A 15,918-nucleotide genomic window follows, 5' to 3' on the forward strand; every position below is an offset into this window, starting at 1 on the left:
CTTCGCCCTTTCTGTTTGCGACGCGGGCGGATGGCACGGGTGCGTTATGCGACGCGCGTCATGCGGGGTCTTTCACGACGCCGCGCCGGATCTGGTCGAGTTCGATCGATTCGAACAGCGCCTTGAAGTTGCCTTCGCCGAAACCCTGGTTGCCCTTGCGCTGGATGATCTCGAAGAAGATCGGGCCGATCTGGTTCTCGGTGAAGATTTGCAGCAGCAGATCGTCGGGCGCGCCGTCGATCAGGATCTTGCGCTGCTTCAACTCGTCGAGCGGCTCGCCGTGGTTCGGGACGCGGCGATCGACCAGCTCGTAATACGTGTCGATCGTGTCGAGCAGCGCGATGCCCGACGCGCGCAGGCCGTCGACCGTCCGGTAGATGTCGCCGGTGCCGAGCGCGATGTGCTGGATGCCTTCGCCGTGGTACGCGTCGAGATATTCCTGGATCTGGCCGGCCGTTTCCGACCCTTCCTCGTTGATCGGGATGCGGATCTTGCCGCACGGCGACGTCATCGCCTTCGACTTCACGCCGGTCACCTTGCCCTCGATGTCGAAGTAGCGGACCTCGCGGAAATTGAACAGCCGTTCGTAGAACTCGGCCCATTCGCTCATACGGCCGCGGTGCACGTTGTGCGTCAGGTGGTCGATGTAGGTGAGGCCGTGGCCGACCGGGTTCGGGTCGGCGCCGGGGATCGGCTCGAAATCGACGTCGTAGATGCCGATGTCGCCGATGCTGCCGGGCGCCGCGCCGTTCTTGCCGCGCCAGCGGTCGACGAAGTAGATCAGCGAGTCGCCGATGCCCTTGATCGCCGGGATGTTCAGCTCCATCGGGCCGGTCTTGTTGTCGAAGCCCCATGCGCCGAGTTCGAGCGCGCGGCGGTACGCCTGTGCAGCGTCCTGCACGCGGAACGCGATCGCGCAGATCGACGGGCCGTGCAGCCGCGCGAAACGCTGCGCGAACGAGTCCGGCTCGCCGTTCACGATGAAGTTGATGTCGCCCTGGCGGTACAGCGTGACGTCCTTGTGGCGATGGCGCGCGATGGCCGTAAAGCCCATCCGCTCGAACAACTGGCCGAGCGCCTTCGGGTCCGGCGCGGTGTACTCGATGAACTCGAAGCCGTCGGTGCCGACGGGGTTGTCCCAGGTGGGAACCTGCATGGTTGTCTCCTTCTCCTGATACGGATTGTCGCGTTTCGATCCGGCCAGTGTAGCGGGGCGGATGGGGCGGAAACTTGCGAACTTAATCGCCCGCTTCCGAGACGGCGCTATAAACTGTCTCCATTTGATGGCTGGGCGACAGAAAATGGCTGCAGTGGAAATGGATGCAATCGACCGCCGTATCCTCGCGATCCTGCAGGAGAACGGGCGGCTGTCGAACCAGGAGATCGCGGAGCGGGTGAACCTGTCGCCGAGTCCGTGTCTGCGGCGGATCCGGCGGCTGGAGGAAAGCGGCGTGATTCGCGGTTACGTCGCGCTGCTCGATCCGCAGAAACTCGGGCTCGGGCTGCTGGCGTTCGTGAATGTGCGGCTGGAAAAGCGCGGGCCGATCGCGCCGGGCCGCGCGGGCTCGACGCACGCCGACCTGTTTCGCGCGGCGGTGCAGACGTGGCCGGAAGTCGTCGCGTGCCACGCGATGACCGGCGACATGGACTACCTGTTGCGCGTGCAGATCGAGGACATGGCGCACTTCTCGCGTTTTGTGCAGGAGCAGTTGCTGCACCATCCGTCGGTGGTCGACGTGAAAACGAGCTTTTCGTTGGAGACGTTCAAGGAGACGACCGCGCTGCCGATCGTCTGACGGCGGGCGTCATGCCGGGCGGTGCGGTCCGCGCCGGACGCAAAAAAGGCGGCCGAAGCCGCCTTTCGTGGTGATTCGTTGCCGTACTGCGATCAGGCCGCGACCGGCTGCGGCAGGATCGACTCGATCAGCTTCGACGCCTGGCGCGCCTGACGCTTCAGCGCGTAGTCGAACACGGCGGCCTGTTCCTGCAGCATCTCCGTGATGATGCTGTTCTGGTCGGCCGGTTCGAGCGACAGGTACGCGTCCGCTTCGCCGTATGCGTATTCGATCTTCATGCCGGACTTCTTCGCGATGTGCATCATCGTCGAGTTGCGCGACAGGCAGTGGATGTACAGCGTCGTCACGTGGGTGTTGCGGCTGCGGATCGCTGCGCGCTCGAACAGCTTCGAGCCGACGCCCTGGCCGCGCGCGCTTTCGAGCACCGAGACGCCGAATTCGGCGGTGCGGCCGTTGCCGTTGGCCGGCAGATACGCGAGGTGGCCGACGCCGACCAGTTGCAGTTCGCGGTCGAACACGCCGAACACGGTGTCCGACGTGAAGTCGATGCCGCGGACGTAGCTTTCGAGCACGTGATCCGGCGCGGCCTGGCCGAAGCGCAGCAGGCGGTCTTCCTCGTCGAGCGACAGAAAGTGCGCGCGCAGACGGTCACGGTCGTTCGAAGTGAGGACTCGCACCAGAACGGGCGCGCGACCGCCGGCCCACAGCGGGCGATCGGTTGTCACGATCGGCTCGGCGGCCAGAATGTCAGGCTTGTTCATCGGCGGGTTCTCCTTGAATTCGTGCTGCATGGTGCAATGCAGAACGGATTCTAACGGAAAACGATTTTTCGGACTAGGGAAAACCCGTATCCAGCCTTTGAGTTGAATGCTTGTTTACATTCTTATTGCGCGCAACCATTTGATTTTGATGATAAAAATCAAATGGTTCGGCTGCGGATGGATGTTGCGGGGACCCGACGATCGCCCGCGCCCGGATGCTGCTTCGCAAAAGGCGCAGGCTTACGCGGCCGCCGTCCGCAGCCCGTGGTCGATCACGCCGATCACCTGTTCCGCGAAGTCGCCGTAGCCCATACGGCCGCCCGGCTTCAGCCACGTGAACGTCCAGTTGATCATCCCGAACACCATCATCGTCAGCGCGGTCTGGTTCTCGCGGGTGACCTGCTGGGGATACGCGCGCGCGAGCTGCCGCGTGAACGCGGCGACGACGTCGCGCTGCCGGTTCAGCACGATCTCGCGCTGCGTATCGACGAGGTACTTCACGTCGTTCAGCAGCGCGACGTGCCGGCTGTGCGAGGTCTCGTACTCGGCGAGAAACGCGCGGATCAGCTCCGCGAACGTCTCGCGCTCGTCGAGGCCGCGCCGCTGGCTCGCGCCCTCGACCTCCGCGATGATCAGCATCAGCCGCTTCGTGTAGCGGTCGAGCAGATCGAACAGGATCGCTTCCTTGCTCTCGTAGTAATGGTAGAGCCGCGCCTTCGACGTGCCGCTCGCGGCGGCCAGGTCGGCCATCGACGTGCTCGGGTAGCTGGTCTGCGCAAATTTTTCGGCGGCGAGTTCGAGAATCTGGTCGCGCTGGGTTTCGTGATCGGGCGCTCGGGTGCGTGCCATGGTGTCAGCGGGGGAGGGAAAGGTGCGGGGTGCGCGCGCCGCCCGCCGGGGCGGTGCGGCCGGCGGAAGCGCCCGGCGCGTGCGCCGCGTGCAGGTCGTCGCGCAGCCGCAGCCCGCCGTTCGCGGCCAGTTCGCGCAGACGCCACAGCACGACCGGCTCGCGAACGGTGAAGCCGGCGCCCGCGCGCGGCAGCGCGGCGCCGATCTGCGCGGGCGACAGCCATTCGCCGCGCGCGGCGTCGGCGGCTTCGACGATCAGCGCGTCTAGGTCCGCGAATGTGCCGCTCGTGAACGTGTTGTCGCGCCACCGGCGCGTCTCGCCGTTCGCGAAGCGCGCCTCCTGCCATTCGAGCGCGAGCCGCGTGATGCGCAGCACGGAGATCGGCGCGGCGTCGGGCAGCCGCGCGGCGATCCGGGAGACCGCGGCGGCGGGGGCCGCCGGCACGTCGTCGGCGCACAGCCGCACTTCGTTCAGCCGCTGCGGCACGTTGCGCAGCCGGTAGCAGACGCGCCGCAGCGCCAGCTGGTCGGCGGCGTCGGGCGTGTGCCAGATCACGACCGGCTCGTCGCTTTCTTCGAGCGCGTCGAACATCGCGGCTTCGCCGCGCAGCACGGCTTCGGGCGTGCCGCCGGCGCGCTGCCAGAACGCGACGCGGTCGCCGGCGGATTCGTCGGCATGGCGCAGCGGGCCGACCGTCAGGTCGTCGTGCAGCGCGATCACGCGGCCGGCGCGGTCCGCGTCGCGAAGCGCGGCGCCGAGCGCCGCCGCGACGGGTTCGCCGCAGGTGATATGGATCGTGGTCATCGACAGCTCATCGGATACGCGAGGGACCCGCTCATAACGCAAAGGCCGCCCGCCGCCGGCATCTGCCGGTCGCGGGCGGCCCCTAGTGTAAGCGGATCGCCGCCAGGTCGAAAGCGGACCGTTGCTCTAGCGCTCGTCGAACGACACGACCACGCGCTCGCTCACCGGATGGCACTGGCAGGTCAGCACGAAGCCGTCGCGCACCTCGTGCTCTTCCAGCGTGTAGTTCTTGTCCATCTTCACTTCGCCTTCGAGCACCTTCGCGCGGCACGTGCAGCAGACGCCGCCCTTGCACGCGTAAGGCAGCGCGAGCCCCGCGCGCAGGCCGACGTCGAGCAGGCTCACGCCTTCGTACGGCAGGCGCATCTTGCGCTTCTTGCCGTCGATCACGATTTCGAGGTCGGCGGCGGGCGTGTTTTCGGTGATCTCGACCGGCGGCACGCCGGCCTGCGGCAGCGGCGTGCCGAAGCGTTCGACGTGGATCTTGGCCGCCGGGACGCCGGCCGCCTTCAGCGCGGCTTCGGCCGCGTCCATCATCGGCGCGGGGCCGCAGATGAACGCCTCGTCGATCGCGTCGGCCGGCAGCAGCGTGTCGAGGAACTGTGCGCATTTCGCCTGATCGAGCACGCCGTTGAACAGCTCGACGTCCTGCAGGTCGTCCGACAGCACGTGATACAGCACGAACCGGTTCATGAAGCGGTTCTTCAGGTCCTCCAGCTCCTCGGCGAACATGATCGCGTCGACGCTGCGATTGCCGTACACCAGCGTGAACGTGCTGCGCGGCTCCAGTTCGAGCGTCGTTTTCACGATCGCGAGCACCGGCGTGATGCCCGAGCCGCCGGAGAACGCGACGTACTGCTTGCCGTGGTCTGCGTTCAGGTGCGTGAAGAAGCGGCCGTCCGGCGTCATCACGTCGATCGTGTGGCCGGGCGCGAGCGTGTCGAACGCGAAGTTCGAGAAACGGCCGCCGCGCACGCGCTTGATGCCGATGCGCAGTTCGCCGTCGCGGTCGTAGTCGGTGACGCCGACGCAGATCGAATACGAGCGGCGCGTCTCCTCGCCGTCGATGTGGGTTTTCAGCGTGACGAACTGCCCCTGCGTGAAGCGGTAGGCTTCGCGCAGCGCGGGGGGCACCTCGAACGCGACGGACACCGCGTCCGCGGTCTCGGGCCGCACTTCGCGGATGCGCAGCGAATGGAATTGCGGGGTGGCCATATCAGTAGGGTTTGAAGTAGTCGAAGGGTTCGCGGCAGTCGATGCAGCGATACAGCGCCTTGCATGCGGTCGAGCCGAACTGCGCGAGGCGCTCGGTGTGCGCGGACCCGCAGCGCGGGCACGCGGGCGCCGCGAGCGGTTTCGGGATGAACGCGATCGGCCGCTCGGCCGGCGCGGCCGCAGTGGTGCCGCAGCGGCCGGTCGGCGGCGCGATGCCGTACGCGCGCAGCTTCTCGCGCGCGTCGTCGGTGATCCAGTCGGTCGTCCACGCGGGCGACAGCGTCGTCTCGATCCGGTACGGCGCGAGGCCGGCGGCGTCGAGCGCGTGCGCGACGTCCTCGGCGATCTGCGACATCGCCGGACAGCCGGAATAGGTCGGCGTGATCACCACTTCGAGCTGGCCGTCGTCCGCGCGCCGCACGTCGCGCAGGATGCCGAGTTCGCGGATCGACACGACGGGAATCTCCGGATCGGGCACCTGCTCCAGCACTTCGCGCGCGCGCTCGATCGCGGCGTCGGCAGTTGCAGTCATCGTTGCGTTCATCGTCGTGTTCCCCGCGTTACCAGCGCGCGCCCGGATGCTGGCGCGCGAGGCTCTGCATTTCCGCGAGCACGAAGCCCATGTGCTCCGAATGCTCGCCGAGCTTGCCGGTGCTCACGTGCTTCACCGGCGCGGGCAGCGTCAGCGTCGCTTCGTCGAGCGCGGCCTGCACGTCGGCGAGCCATGCGGCTTCGAGGTCCGACGTCAGCGGCGCGATGCCGGCTTCGGCGACGGCCGTCTCGACCGCGTCAGTAGCGAAGAACTCGCGCGTGTACGGCATCAGCCAGTCGAGCGCGGCCTGCGCGCGGTCGTGCGACTCGTCGGTGCCGTCGCCGAAACGGATCAGCCATTCGCGCGCGTGATGCACGTGATAGCGCGTTTCCTTGATCGAGCGTTCGGCGATCGCCGCGAGCTGCGGATCGGTGGAGCGCAGCAGCGCGGTCCACAGATGCGCCATCAGCGCCGCGTACAGGAAGTTGCGAACGATCGTCACCGCGTAGTCGTTCGACGAATGCGTGGTGCCGACGAGCGGGCCGAAATGCGGCAGTTCCGCGAGCGTGTAGTTCGCGAACTCGCGTTCGGCGCGGAAGTACGCGTAGTCGTCCTCGGTGCGCTCGCGGCCGGTCAGCGTGCGGTCGAGCGTCGCCGCGTGCGTGTACAGCAGGCGCGCCTGGCCGATCAGGTCGAGGCTCATGTTCGCGAGCGCGATGTCTTCTTCGAGCACCGGACCGTGGCCGCACCATTCGGTGTTGCGCTGGCCGAGGATCAGCGCGGTGTCCGCGAGACGCAGCACGTACGCGAGATGTTCAGGCGTGGGAGTCATGTCGGCGCGCCCTTACATGTGGTTGACTTCGTCGGGCAGCGTGTAGAACGTCGGATGGCGATAGATCTTGTCGCCGGCCGGTTCGAACAGTTCCGCCTTCTCGTTCGGATCGGACGCGGTGATCGCCGACGACGGCACCACCCAGATGCTGACGCCTTCCTGGCGGCGCGTGTAGACGTCGCGCGCCATGCGCAGCGCCATCGACGCGTCGGCCGCGTGCAGGCTGCCGCAATGCTTGTGATCCAGTCCCTGCTTGCTGCGCACGAACACTTCCCAGATCGGCCATTCCTTGTTCATCTGAATCTCCTGATACCTGATACGTACGGGGTGCCGGCTTCGCGGCCGTGGTCAGGCGGCGAGCTTCGCCGCGCGCTGACGTTGTTTTTCCGCATGGGCGAGCGCGGCTTCGCGCACCCATGCGCCTTCTTCGTGCGCCTTCACGCGCGTGCCGAGACGCTCGCGGTTGCACGGGCCGTCGCCGTTGACGACGCGCCAGAACTCGTCCCAGTCGATCGCGCCGTAGTCGTAGTGGCCGCGCTCCTCGTTCCACTTCAGGTCCGGGTCGGGCAGCGTGACGCCGAGCACCTTCGCCTGCTCGACGGTCGCGTCGACGAACTTCTGGCGCAGGTCGTCGTTCGTGATCCGCTTGATGCCCCATTTCGCGGACTGGTTGCTGTGGACCGAATCGGCGTCGCTCGGGCCGAACATCATCAGCACCGGCCACCACCAGCGGTTCACCGATTGCTGGACCAGTTCGCGCTGCGCGTCGGTGCCCTGCATCATCGCGAGCAGCGCGTCGAAGCCCTGGCGCTGGTGGAACGACTCTTCCTTGCAGATGCGGATCATCGCGCGCGCGTAGGGGCCGTACGTGCAGCGGCACAGCGGGATCTGGTTCATGATCGCGGCGCCGTCGACGAGCCAGCCGATCACGCCGACGTCCGCCCATGTCGGCGTCGGGTAGTTGAAGATGCTTGAATACTTGGCTTTGCCCGCGTGCAGCGCGTCGATCAGCTGGTCGCGCGACACGCCGAGCGTCTCGGCCGCGCTGTACAGATAAAGACCGTGACCCGCCTCGTCCTGCACTTTCGCGAGCAGGATCGCCTTGCGCTTCAGGCTCGGCGCGCGGGTGATCCAGTTGCCTTCGGGCAGCATGCCGACGACTTCCGAGTGCGCGTGCTGCGAGATCTGCCGCACGAGCGTCTTGCGGTAAGCGTCGGGCATCCAGTCCTGCGGCTCGATCTTGCCGTCGGCGGCGATCGCGGCGTCGAACCGGGCCTGCTCGGGGGACGCGTCGGCCGCGTCGAGCGGGGCGACGTTGCCGGGAATGTCGAGGGATTGCGTGTACATGGCGAATGCTCTCGATGGGGGAAGTGGGTGATGGTGCGCAGTATAAATCAACCGACCGGTCGGTATATAAAAATTTTGAGGTGGAGCAAGGTGGGGTTGGTATGGGTGGTCGTTGGCTGCTGGTTTTAGGCGGGGGTTCGGCTCGCGGCTCAGGCCGGGTCTCTGCCGCGGCTTGGGAATGGGCGACGCCGGTGGTACTCGCCCGGTTCGCGACCGGCCGCTTGTTCGTTGCGACGCGGCGCTCGACGTTGGACGCCTGGCCGATCGGGCAAAATGGGCGCTTTTGCCTCTTTGAGCGTTCGCCGATGAAGATTCGTTCGTTTGCCGTCGCCGTCTGTGCTTCGCTGGTCGCGTCGGTTGCCGCGGCCGCCGCGCCGGCTGCTGAGCAGCAGGCCCGTTGGGTTACCGCATGGGCCACCGCGCTCCAGCCGATTCCGCAGCGCGCCGATCTGCCCGCGCTATATCGCGCGCCCGAGGTGGCCGGCCGGACCGTGCGCCAGGTCGTGTACCCGACGCTCGACGGGCAGGCGATTCGCATCCGTCTGAGCAATGAATACGGGCGCGGTCCGCTCGTGGTCCGGGAACTGGCGATCGCGCCGTCCGCTGGCGGTGCCGCGGTAGAGGGCGGTCGTGAGGTGCGCGTGACGTTTGGCGGTCGCGCGGAGGCGTCGGTGCCGGTGGGCGCCACGGTCGACAGCGATCCGGTGCGGATGGATGTGGCGGCGGGGCGTCCGTACGCGATCAGTTCGTACATGGGGCCGGACCAAACGATGGCCGGGTGGCACCGCGTGTCGAACCAGACGAACTACGTGTCGACGCCGGGGAACCATGTCGCCGATCCGGCGGGCGGCGCATATGAACGGCGCTTCACCCAGTACGCGTGGGTGACGGCGTTGTCGGTGGGCGCGCGGGAGGGATCGGCCGTGGCGGCGATCGGCGATTCGATCACCGACGGAATGCGCTCGACGTTGAATGCGAACCGTCGCTGGCCGGATGCGCTGGCGCGGCGGTTGCGCGAGACCGGGCGGGAGGATGTCGCGGTGATCGATCTGGGGATCAGCGGGAACCGGCTGCTGAGTGACTCGCCGTGCTACGGAGACGCGCTGGAGCGGCGTTTCGGGCGGGATGTCGTGGCGCAGCCGGGCGTGCGCACCGCGATCCTGCTGATCGGCATCAACGACATCAACTTTCAGGCGATGCCGCCGCGCGCGGGCCTCGACTGCGACTATCCGCACACCGCCGTGACGGCGGACGACCTGATCGCCGGATATCGGCGGGTGATCGAACAGGCGCATGCGCACGGCATCCGGATTCTGGGTGCGACGCTGACGCCGGCGTCGCTGCCGCCGCAACGGGAGGCGATCCGGCTGGCGGCGAACCGCTGGATCCGGAGCGGGGGTGCGTTCGATGGCGTGGTGGACTTCGATGCGGCGCTGCGCGATCCGGCCGATCCAACGCGGTTGCGCCGCGCGTATGACAGCGGGGATCACATCCATCCGAGCGACGCCGGGTATGCGGCGATGGCCGCTGCCGTGCCTGTGGCTGCTCTGGCGGGAAAGTAATCCCGTGACGCTTTTGTGAAAAAATCCGGAGAAACCCTTGCGGAGTGCCGCCCGGTGTCCTACTATTCGGCTCCCCGCGAGAGGCGGGGAGCTGCGAAGTTGGGCGGGGCCTGACATGCGGTGGCGGGGTCAACATCCGGAAGGGGTAGCGGTAAAAAAGGTGTTGACGAAGCGGGAAAGGTTGTTCATAATCTCGTTTCTCTGCTGCTGACGCAGCAACGCACGAAACGCCGGGTAGTGAGTGGTTTTCCGGGGTTGAGTGTGACGCGATCTTTAAAAATTTACAGCCGATAAGTGTGGGCGCTCGATGCGGACTGCGCGACATCCTCTCCTTCGGGAGGGGGTGCAGCAAAAGTATCAGCAGCAAGGCGCTCGCACGAAAGTAAAGGTGGGTTTCACGCCCGTTGAGAAACGGGGGTGGAATCTGTCAGCACTTTGAGTGAGCGACCGGCTCCGGTGAGAGATCACTGGAACCGAAAGACAGTAACAGGTTTGAACTGAAGAGTTTGATCCTGGCTCAGATTGAACGCTGGCGGCATGCCTTACACATGCAAGTCGAACGGCAGCGCGGGGGCAACCCTGGCGGCGAGTGGCGAACGGGTGAGTAATACATCGGAACGTGTCCATTAGTGGGGGATAGCCCGGCGAAAGCCGGATTAATACCGCATACGATCTGTGGATGAAAGCGGGGGACCGAAAGGCCTCGCGCTAACGGGGCGGCCGATGGCGGATTAGGTAGTTGGTGGGGTAAAGGCCTACCAAGCCGACGATCCGTAGCTGGTCTGAGAGGACGACCAGCCACACTGGGACTGAGACACGGCCCAGACTCCTACGGGAGGCAGCAGTGGGGAATTTTGGACAATGGGGGCAACCCTGATCCAGCAATGCCGCGTGTGTGAAGAAGGCCTTCGGGTTGTAAAGCACTTTTGTCCGGAAAGAAATCATCCCTGCTAATACCGGGGGTGGATGACGGTACCGGAAGAATAAGCACCGGCTAACTACGTGCCAGCAGCCGCGGTAATACGTAGGGTGCGAGCGTTAATCGGAATTACTGGGCGTAAAGCGTGCGCAGGCGGTGATGTAAGACCGATGTGAAATCCCCGGGCTTAACCTGGGAACTGCATTGGTGACTGCATCGCTGGAGTATGGCAGAGGGGGGTGGAATTCCACGTGTAGCAGTGAAATGCGTAGAGATGTGGAGGAACACCGATGGCGAAGGCAGCCCCCTGGGCCAATACTGACGCTCATGCACGAAAGCGTGGGGAGCAAACAGGATTAGATACCCTGGTAGTCCACGCCCTAAACGATGTCAACTGGTTGTTGGGGATTCATTTCCTTAGTAACGTAGCTAACGCGTGAAGTTGACCGCCTGGGGAGTACGGTCGCAAGATTAAAACTCAAAGGAATTGACGGGGACCCGCACAAGCGGTGGATGATGTGGATTAATTCGATGCAACGCGAAAAACCTTACCTACCCTTGACATGTACGGAACCCTGGTGAGAGCCGGGGGTGCCCGAAAGGGAGCCGTAACACAGGTGCTGCATGGCTGTCGTCAGCTCGTGTCGTGAGATGTTGGGTTAAGTCCCGCAACGAGCGCAACCCTTGTCCCTAGTTGCTACGCAAGAGCACTCCAGGGAGACTGCCGGTGACAAACCGGAGGAAGGTGGGGATGACGTCAAGTCCTCATGGCCCTTATGGGTAGGGCTTCACACGTCATACAATGGTCGGAACAGAGGGTCGCCAACCCGCGAGGGGGAGCCAATCCCAGAAAACCGATCGTAGTCCGGATCGCAGTCTGCAACTCGACTGCGTGAAGCTGGAATCGCTAGTAATCGCGGATCAGCATGCCGCGGTGAATACGTTCCCGGGTCTTGTACACACCGCCCGTCACACCATGGGAGTGGGTTTTGCCAGAAGTGGCTAGTCTAACCGCAAGGAGGACGGTCACCACGGCAGGATTCATGACTGGGGTGAAGTCGTAACAAGGTAGCCGTATCGGAAGGTGCGGCTGGATCACCTCCTTTCCAGAGCTATGCGCGGTTCACGTGTCAGAGCGCTCACACTTGTCGGCTGTAGAGAGAAGGACAGACCCGGGGGTCTGTAGCTCAGTCGGTTAGAGCACCGTCTTGATAAGGCGGGGGTCGCTGGTTCGAATCCAGCCAGACCCACCATCCTGGTCCGGAGGGTGCGAGCCACAGTCTCCCGCGTGTGTACGCAAGACACGGGGGGCATAGCTCAGCTGGGAGAGCACCTGCTTTGCAAGCAGGGGGTCGTCGGTTCGATCCCGTCTGCCTCCACCAAGGTCTGTCCATCAGTCATCAGTGCACAGTGTCCTGTTCAGGGTATTGCGCATTGGCGACTGAGCCAGTCAGCTGATTATCGGCTGTCGTTCTTTAACAATCAGGAAGAAGTAGTAAAGAGATTCATCGAAAGCACTTAGAGATGGGTGTGAGTAGAGAATCAGGGTTGTGATTGTATCGATGTATCTCAAGGCCGTCGCAAGACGGATTGGAATACGGCACAACGCTAAAACTCAACCTGTAGCGGAGCGGCTTCGAAAGAGGCCCACCCGTTATAGGGTCAAGCGAACAAGTGCATGTGGTGGATGCCTTGGCGATCACAGGCGATGAAGGACGCGGTAGCCTGCGAAAAGCTCCGGGGAGCTGGCAAACAAGCTTTGATCCGGAGATGTCCGAATGGGGAAACCCACTCCGAATGGAGTATCCATGGCTGAATACATAGGCCATGTGAAGCGAACGCGGCGAACTGAAACATCTAAGTAGCCGCAGGAACAGAAATCAACCGAGATTCCCAGAGTAGTGGCGAGCGAAATGGGATCAGCCTGCATTCTTTATCTGTACCGTTAGTCGAACGCTCTGGAAAGTGCGGCCATAGCAGGTGATAGCCCTGTAGACGAAAACGGCATGGAAGAACTAGGTATGCGACAAGTAGGGCGGGACACGTGAAATCCTGTCTGAAGATGGGGGGACCATCCTCCAAGGCTAAATACTCGTGATCGACCGATAGTGAACCAGTACCGTGAGGGAAAGGCGAAAAGAACCCCGGGAGGGGAGTGAAACAGATCCTGAAACCGCATGCATACAAACAGTCGGAGCCTCGCAAGGGGTGACGGCGTACCTTTTGTATAATGGGTCAGCGACTTACATTCAGTGGCGAGCTTAACCGTATAGGGCAGGCGTAGCGAAAGCGAGTCCGAACAGGGCGTCCAGTCGCTGGGTGTAGACCCGAAACCAGGTGATCTATCCATGGCCAGGCTGAAGGCACGGTAACACGTGCTGGAGGGCCGAACCCACTAACGTTGAAAAGTTAGGGGATGAGCTGTGGATAGGGGTGAAAGGCTAAACAAACCTGGAAATAGCTGGTTCTCTCCGAAAACTATTTAGGTAGTGCCTCGTGTATCACCTTCGGGGGTAGAGCACTGTCATGGTTGAAGGGTCCATTGCGGATTACTTCGCCATAGCAAACTCCGAATACCGAAGAGTGCAATCACGGGAGACAGACATCGGGTGCTAACGTCCGGTGTCAAGAGGGAAACAACCCAGACCGCCAGCTAAGGTCCCTAAAATTGGCTAAGTGGGAAACGAAGTGGGAAGGCAAAAACAGTCAGGAGGTTGGCTTAGAAGCAGCCACCCTTTAAAGAAAGCGTAATAGCTCACTGATCGAGTCGTCCTGCGCGGAAGATGTAACGGGGCTAAGCCAGTTACCGAAGCTGCGGATGCGTGCTTGCACGCATGGTAGGAGAGCGTTCCGTAAGCCTGCGAAGGTGCACTGGAAAGTGTGCTGGAGGTATCGGAAGTGCGAATGCTGACATGAGTAGCGATAAAGGGGGTGAAAGGCCCCCTCGCCGTAAGCCCAAGGTTTCCTACGCAACGTTCATCGGCGTAGGGTGAGTCGGCCCCTAAGGCGAGGCAGAAATGCGTAGCTGATGGGAAGCAGATTAATATTTCTGCACCATTGTGAAATGCGATGGGGGGACGGATCGCGGAAGGTTGTCCGGGTGTTGGAAGTCCCGGTCGCTGCATTGGAGAAGGTACCCTGGCAAATCCGGGTACGGAATTCAAGGGTGTGGCGCGAGCTCCTTCGGGAGCGAAGCAATCGGAAGGGGTTCCAGGAAAAGCCTCTAAGCTTCAGTTTCACAGTGACCGTACCGCAAACCGACACAGGTGGGCGAGATGAGTATTCTAAGGCGCTTGAGAGAACTCGGGAGAAGGAACTCGGCAAATTGGTACCGTAACTTCGGGATAAGGTACGCCCCTGTAGCTTGAGCGGCTCGCGCCGTGAGGGTGAAGGGGTTGCAATAAACTGGTGGCTGCGACTGTTTAATAAAAACACAGCACTCTGCAAACACGAAAGTGGACGTATAGGGTGTGACGCCTGCCCGGTGCCGGAAGATTAAATGATGGGGTGCAAGCTCTTGATTGAAGTCCCGGTAAACGGCGGCCGTAACTATAACGGTCCTAAGGTAGCGAAATTCCTTGTCGGGTAAGTTCCGACCTGCACGAATGGCGTAACGATGGCCACACTGTCTCCTCCCGAGACTCAGCGAAGTTGAAGTGTTTGTGATGATGCAATCTCCCCGCGGCTAGACGGAAAGACCCCATGAACCTTTACTGCAGCTTTGCATTGGACTTTGAACCGGTTTGTGTAGGATAGGTGGGAGGCTGTGAAGCGGCAACGCCAGTTGTCGTGGAGCCGTCCTTGAAATACCACCCTGATCTGTTTGAGGTTCTAACCTTGGTCCGTTATCCGGATCGGGGACAGTGCATGGCAGGCAGTTTGACTGGGGCGGTCTCCTCCCAAAGGGTAACGGAGGAGTACGAAGGTACGCTAGGTACGGTCGGAAATCGTGCTGATAGTGCAATGGCATAAGCGTGCTTGACTGCGAGACTGACAAGTCGAGCAGGTGCGAAAGCAGGTCATAGTGATCCGGTGGTTCTGTATGGAAGGGCCATCGCTCAACGGATAAAAGGTACTCTGGGGATAACAGGCTGATACCGCCCAAGAGTTCATATCGACGGCGGTGTTTGGCACCTCGATGTCGGCTCATCTCATCCTGGGGCTGTAGCCGGTCCCAAGGGTATGGCTGTTCGCCATTTAAAGAGGTACGTGAGCTGGGTTTAAAACGTCGTGAGACAGTTTGGTCCCTATCTGCCGTGGGCGCTGGAAGTTTGAGGGGGCCTGCTCCTAGTACGAGAGGACCGGAGTGGACGAACCTCTGGTGTACCGGTTGTCACGCCAGTGGCATCGCCGGGTAGCTATGTTCGGAAGAGATAACCGCTGAAAGCATCTAAGCGGGAAACTCGCCTCAAGATGAGACTTCCCCGGGGCTTCGAGCCCCTTGAAGGGTCGTTCAAGACCAGGACGTTGATAGGTCAGGTGTGGAAGCGCAGTAATGCGTTAAGCTAACTGATACTAATTGCCCGTAAGGCTTGATCCTATAACAGGTGTGTCGGTCATGGCCGGTGCCTCAGCACCCGGCCGGACCCATCCCCCAGCGGGATGCGCCGCAAGTTGAGAACGTGTTGTGCAGAACATCACAACCCCCACTCTTTACGCTTCTTCCAGATTGGCTGTGGCGCGACCCCAAACCGCGACGCAGCAACCCGTCATGCCTGATGACCATAGCGAGTCGGTCCCACCCCTTCCCATCCCGAACAGGACCGTGAAACGACTCCACGCCGATGATAGTGCGGATTGCCCGTGTGAAAGTAGGTAATCGTCAGGCTCCTCATGCTGTCCCCGATACCCCGGCCTCTCCACCCAACGGAGGGTCGGGGTTCGGCGTTTACGGTCTTGCACTATAAGTGAGAGCGTACTCGGGGAATTTCGATGCAAACTGCTTGACAGCGGGTCGATGTTCCCCCATAATCGTCAGTTCTCTGCGGAGGGGTGCCCGAGTGGCTAAAGGGGGCAGACTGTAAATCTGTTGGCTTACGCCTACGTTGGTTCGAATCCAACCTCCTCCACCAGAATTCAGCTGAAGTAGCGGTCAGTCGGGAATCGGAAGATCCTTGCGGGTGTAGCTCAATGGTAGAGCAGAAGCCTTCCAAGCTTACGACGAGGGTTCGATTCCCTTCACCCGCTCCAGCGATATGAAGAAGTAAGCGCCCATGTGGCTCAGTGGTAGAGCACTCCCTTGGTAAGGGAGAGGTCGGCAGTTCGATCCTGCCCATGGGCACCATCAAAGTGGTAGTTTG

At 62.6% G+C, this 15,918-nt stretch carries 11 protein-coding genes, 5 tRNA genes and 3 rRNA genes; 10 read left to right on the forward strand and 9 right to left on the reverse strand.

Going from position 1 to position 15,918, the window contains the following annotated elements; genetic code table 11:
- Positions 1 to 58 precede the first annotated feature (58 nt).
- The gene (gene hppD / locus BLV92_RS02405) at positions 59 to 1,156 is read right to left on the reverse strand and encodes a 4-hydroxyphenylpyruvate dioxygenase (protein ID WP_090541941.1); all 1,098 of its coding nucleotides are present in this window, start codon (positions 1,154 to 1,156) and stop codon (positions 59 to 61) included.
- Between the two features lie 145 nt (positions 1,157 to 1,301).
- Between hppD and BLV92_RS02410 the strand changes: the two genes are divergently transcribed.
- Positions 1,302 to 1,796, forward strand: coding sequence for an Lrp/AsnC family transcriptional regulator (locus tag BLV92_RS02410; RefSeq protein ID WP_090541943.1), 495 nt, complete (start codon positions 1,302 to 1,304; stop codon positions 1,794 to 1,796).
- A gap of 92 nt (positions 1,797 to 1,888) precedes the next feature.
- Here the strand turns inward: BLV92_RS02410 and BLV92_RS02415 are convergent, their stop codons facing one another.
- The 8 genes from BLV92_RS02415 to paaA all read right to left on the reverse strand — a co-directional run bounded on the left by BLV92_RS02415 (position 1,889) and on the right by paaA (position 8,137).
- A complete protein-coding gene (locus BLV92_RS02415) occupies positions 1,889 to 2,557 on the reverse strand; it encodes a GNAT family N-acetyltransferase (RefSeq protein ID WP_090546775.1) in 669 nt (222 codons plus the stop codon).
- A 240-nt stretch (positions 2,558 to 2,797) separates the two neighbouring features.
- On the reverse strand, positions 2,798 to 3,406 hold the full coding sequence (locus BLV92_RS02420) for a TetR/AcrR family transcriptional regulator (protein ID WP_090541944.1): 609 nt from the start codon (positions 3,404 to 3,406) through the stop codon (positions 2,798 to 2,800).
- 4 nt (positions 3,407 to 3,410) lie between these two features.
- The gene (locus tag BLV92_RS02425; protein WP_090541946.1) at positions 3,411 to 4,211 is read right to left on the reverse strand and encodes a DUF1835 domain-containing protein; all 801 of its coding nucleotides are present in this window, start codon (positions 4,209 to 4,211) and stop codon (positions 3,411 to 3,413) included.
- Between the two features lie 126 nt (positions 4,212 to 4,337).
- Complete coding sequence (gene paaE, locus BLV92_RS02430; protein ID WP_090541948.1) at positions 4,338 to 5,426, reverse strand: 1,2-phenylacetyl-CoA epoxidase subunit PaaE; 1,089 nt, start codon at positions 5,424 to 5,426, stop codon at positions 4,338 to 4,340.
- A 1-nt stretch (position 5,427) separates the two neighbouring features.
- Positions 5,428 to 5,958 carry a 1,2-phenylacetyl-CoA epoxidase subunit PaaD gene (gene paaD / locus BLV92_RS02435; RefSeq protein ID WP_244283734.1) on the reverse strand — a complete coding sequence of 177 codons (531 nt, stop codon included), beginning with the start codon at positions 5,956 to 5,958 and terminating at the stop codon, positions 5,428 to 5,430.
- A gap of 28 nt (positions 5,959 to 5,986) precedes the next feature.
- Entirely contained in the window at positions 5,987 to 6,790 is an 804-nt protein-coding gene (gene paaC / locus BLV92_RS02440) for a 1,2-phenylacetyl-CoA epoxidase subunit PaaC (protein WP_090541952.1), read from the reverse strand.
- Between the two features lie 12 nt (positions 6,791 to 6,802).
- Complete coding sequence (gene paaB / locus BLV92_RS02445) at positions 6,803 to 7,087, reverse strand: 1,2-phenylacetyl-CoA epoxidase subunit PaaB (RefSeq protein ID WP_010092957.1); 285 nt, start codon at positions 7,085 to 7,087, stop codon at positions 6,803 to 6,805.
- A gap of 51 nt (positions 7,088 to 7,138) precedes the next feature.
- The gene (gene paaA, locus BLV92_RS02450; RefSeq protein WP_090541954.1) at positions 7,139 to 8,137 is read right to left on the reverse strand and encodes a 1,2-phenylacetyl-CoA epoxidase subunit PaaA; all 999 of its coding nucleotides are present in this window, start codon (positions 8,135 to 8,137) and stop codon (positions 7,139 to 7,141) included.
- Between the two features lie 305 nt (positions 8,138 to 8,442).
- Between paaA and BLV92_RS02455 the strand changes: the two genes are divergently transcribed.
- The 9 genes from BLV92_RS02455 to BLV92_RS02495 all read left to right on the forward strand — a co-directional run bounded on the left by BLV92_RS02455 (position 8,443) and on the right by BLV92_RS02495 (position 15,902).
- A complete protein-coding gene (locus BLV92_RS02455; protein ID WP_090541956.1) occupies positions 8,443 to 9,699 on the forward strand; it encodes an SGNH/GDSL hydrolase family protein in 1,257 nt (418 codons plus the stop codon).
- A 494-nt stretch (positions 9,700 to 10,193) separates the two neighbouring features.
- Positions 10,194 to 11,724 (forward strand): 16S ribosomal RNA (locus BLV92_RS02460).
- A 70-nt stretch (positions 11,725 to 11,794) separates the two neighbouring features.
- Positions 11,795 to 11,871: transfer RNA gene (locus BLV92_RS02465), tRNA-Ile, on the forward strand.
- A gap of 53 nt (positions 11,872 to 11,924) precedes the next feature.
- A tRNA-Ala gene (locus tag BLV92_RS02470) sits at positions 11,925 to 12,000 on the forward strand.
- Positions 12,001 to 12,278: 278 nt separating this feature from the next.
- Positions 12,279 to 15,158: ribosomal RNA gene (locus BLV92_RS02475) — 23S ribosomal RNA — on the forward strand.
- A gap of 174 nt (positions 15,159 to 15,332) precedes the next feature.
- Positions 15,333 to 15,446: ribosomal RNA gene (gene rrf, locus BLV92_RS02480) — 5S ribosomal RNA — on the forward strand.
- The 16S, 23S and 5S rRNA genes sit together here with 5 tRNA genes alongside, the layout of an rRNA operon.
- Positions 15,447 to 15,604: 158 nt before the next feature.
- Positions 15,605 to 15,690, forward strand: a tRNA-Tyr gene (locus BLV92_RS02485).
- Between the two features lie 44 nt (positions 15,691 to 15,734).
- Positions 15,735 to 15,808 (forward strand) — tRNA-Gly (locus tag BLV92_RS02490).
- A gap of 19 nt (positions 15,809 to 15,827) precedes the next feature.
- Positions 15,828 to 15,902: transfer RNA gene (locus tag BLV92_RS02495), tRNA-Thr, on the forward strand.
- The last annotated feature ends 16 nt before the right edge of the window (positions 15,903 to 15,918 follow it).

The sequence above is a fragment of the Paraburkholderia caballeronis genome, from assembly GCF_900104845.1.
Classification (GTDB): Bacteria; Pseudomonadota; Gammaproteobacteria; order Burkholderiales; family Burkholderiaceae; genus Paraburkholderia; species Paraburkholderia caballeronis.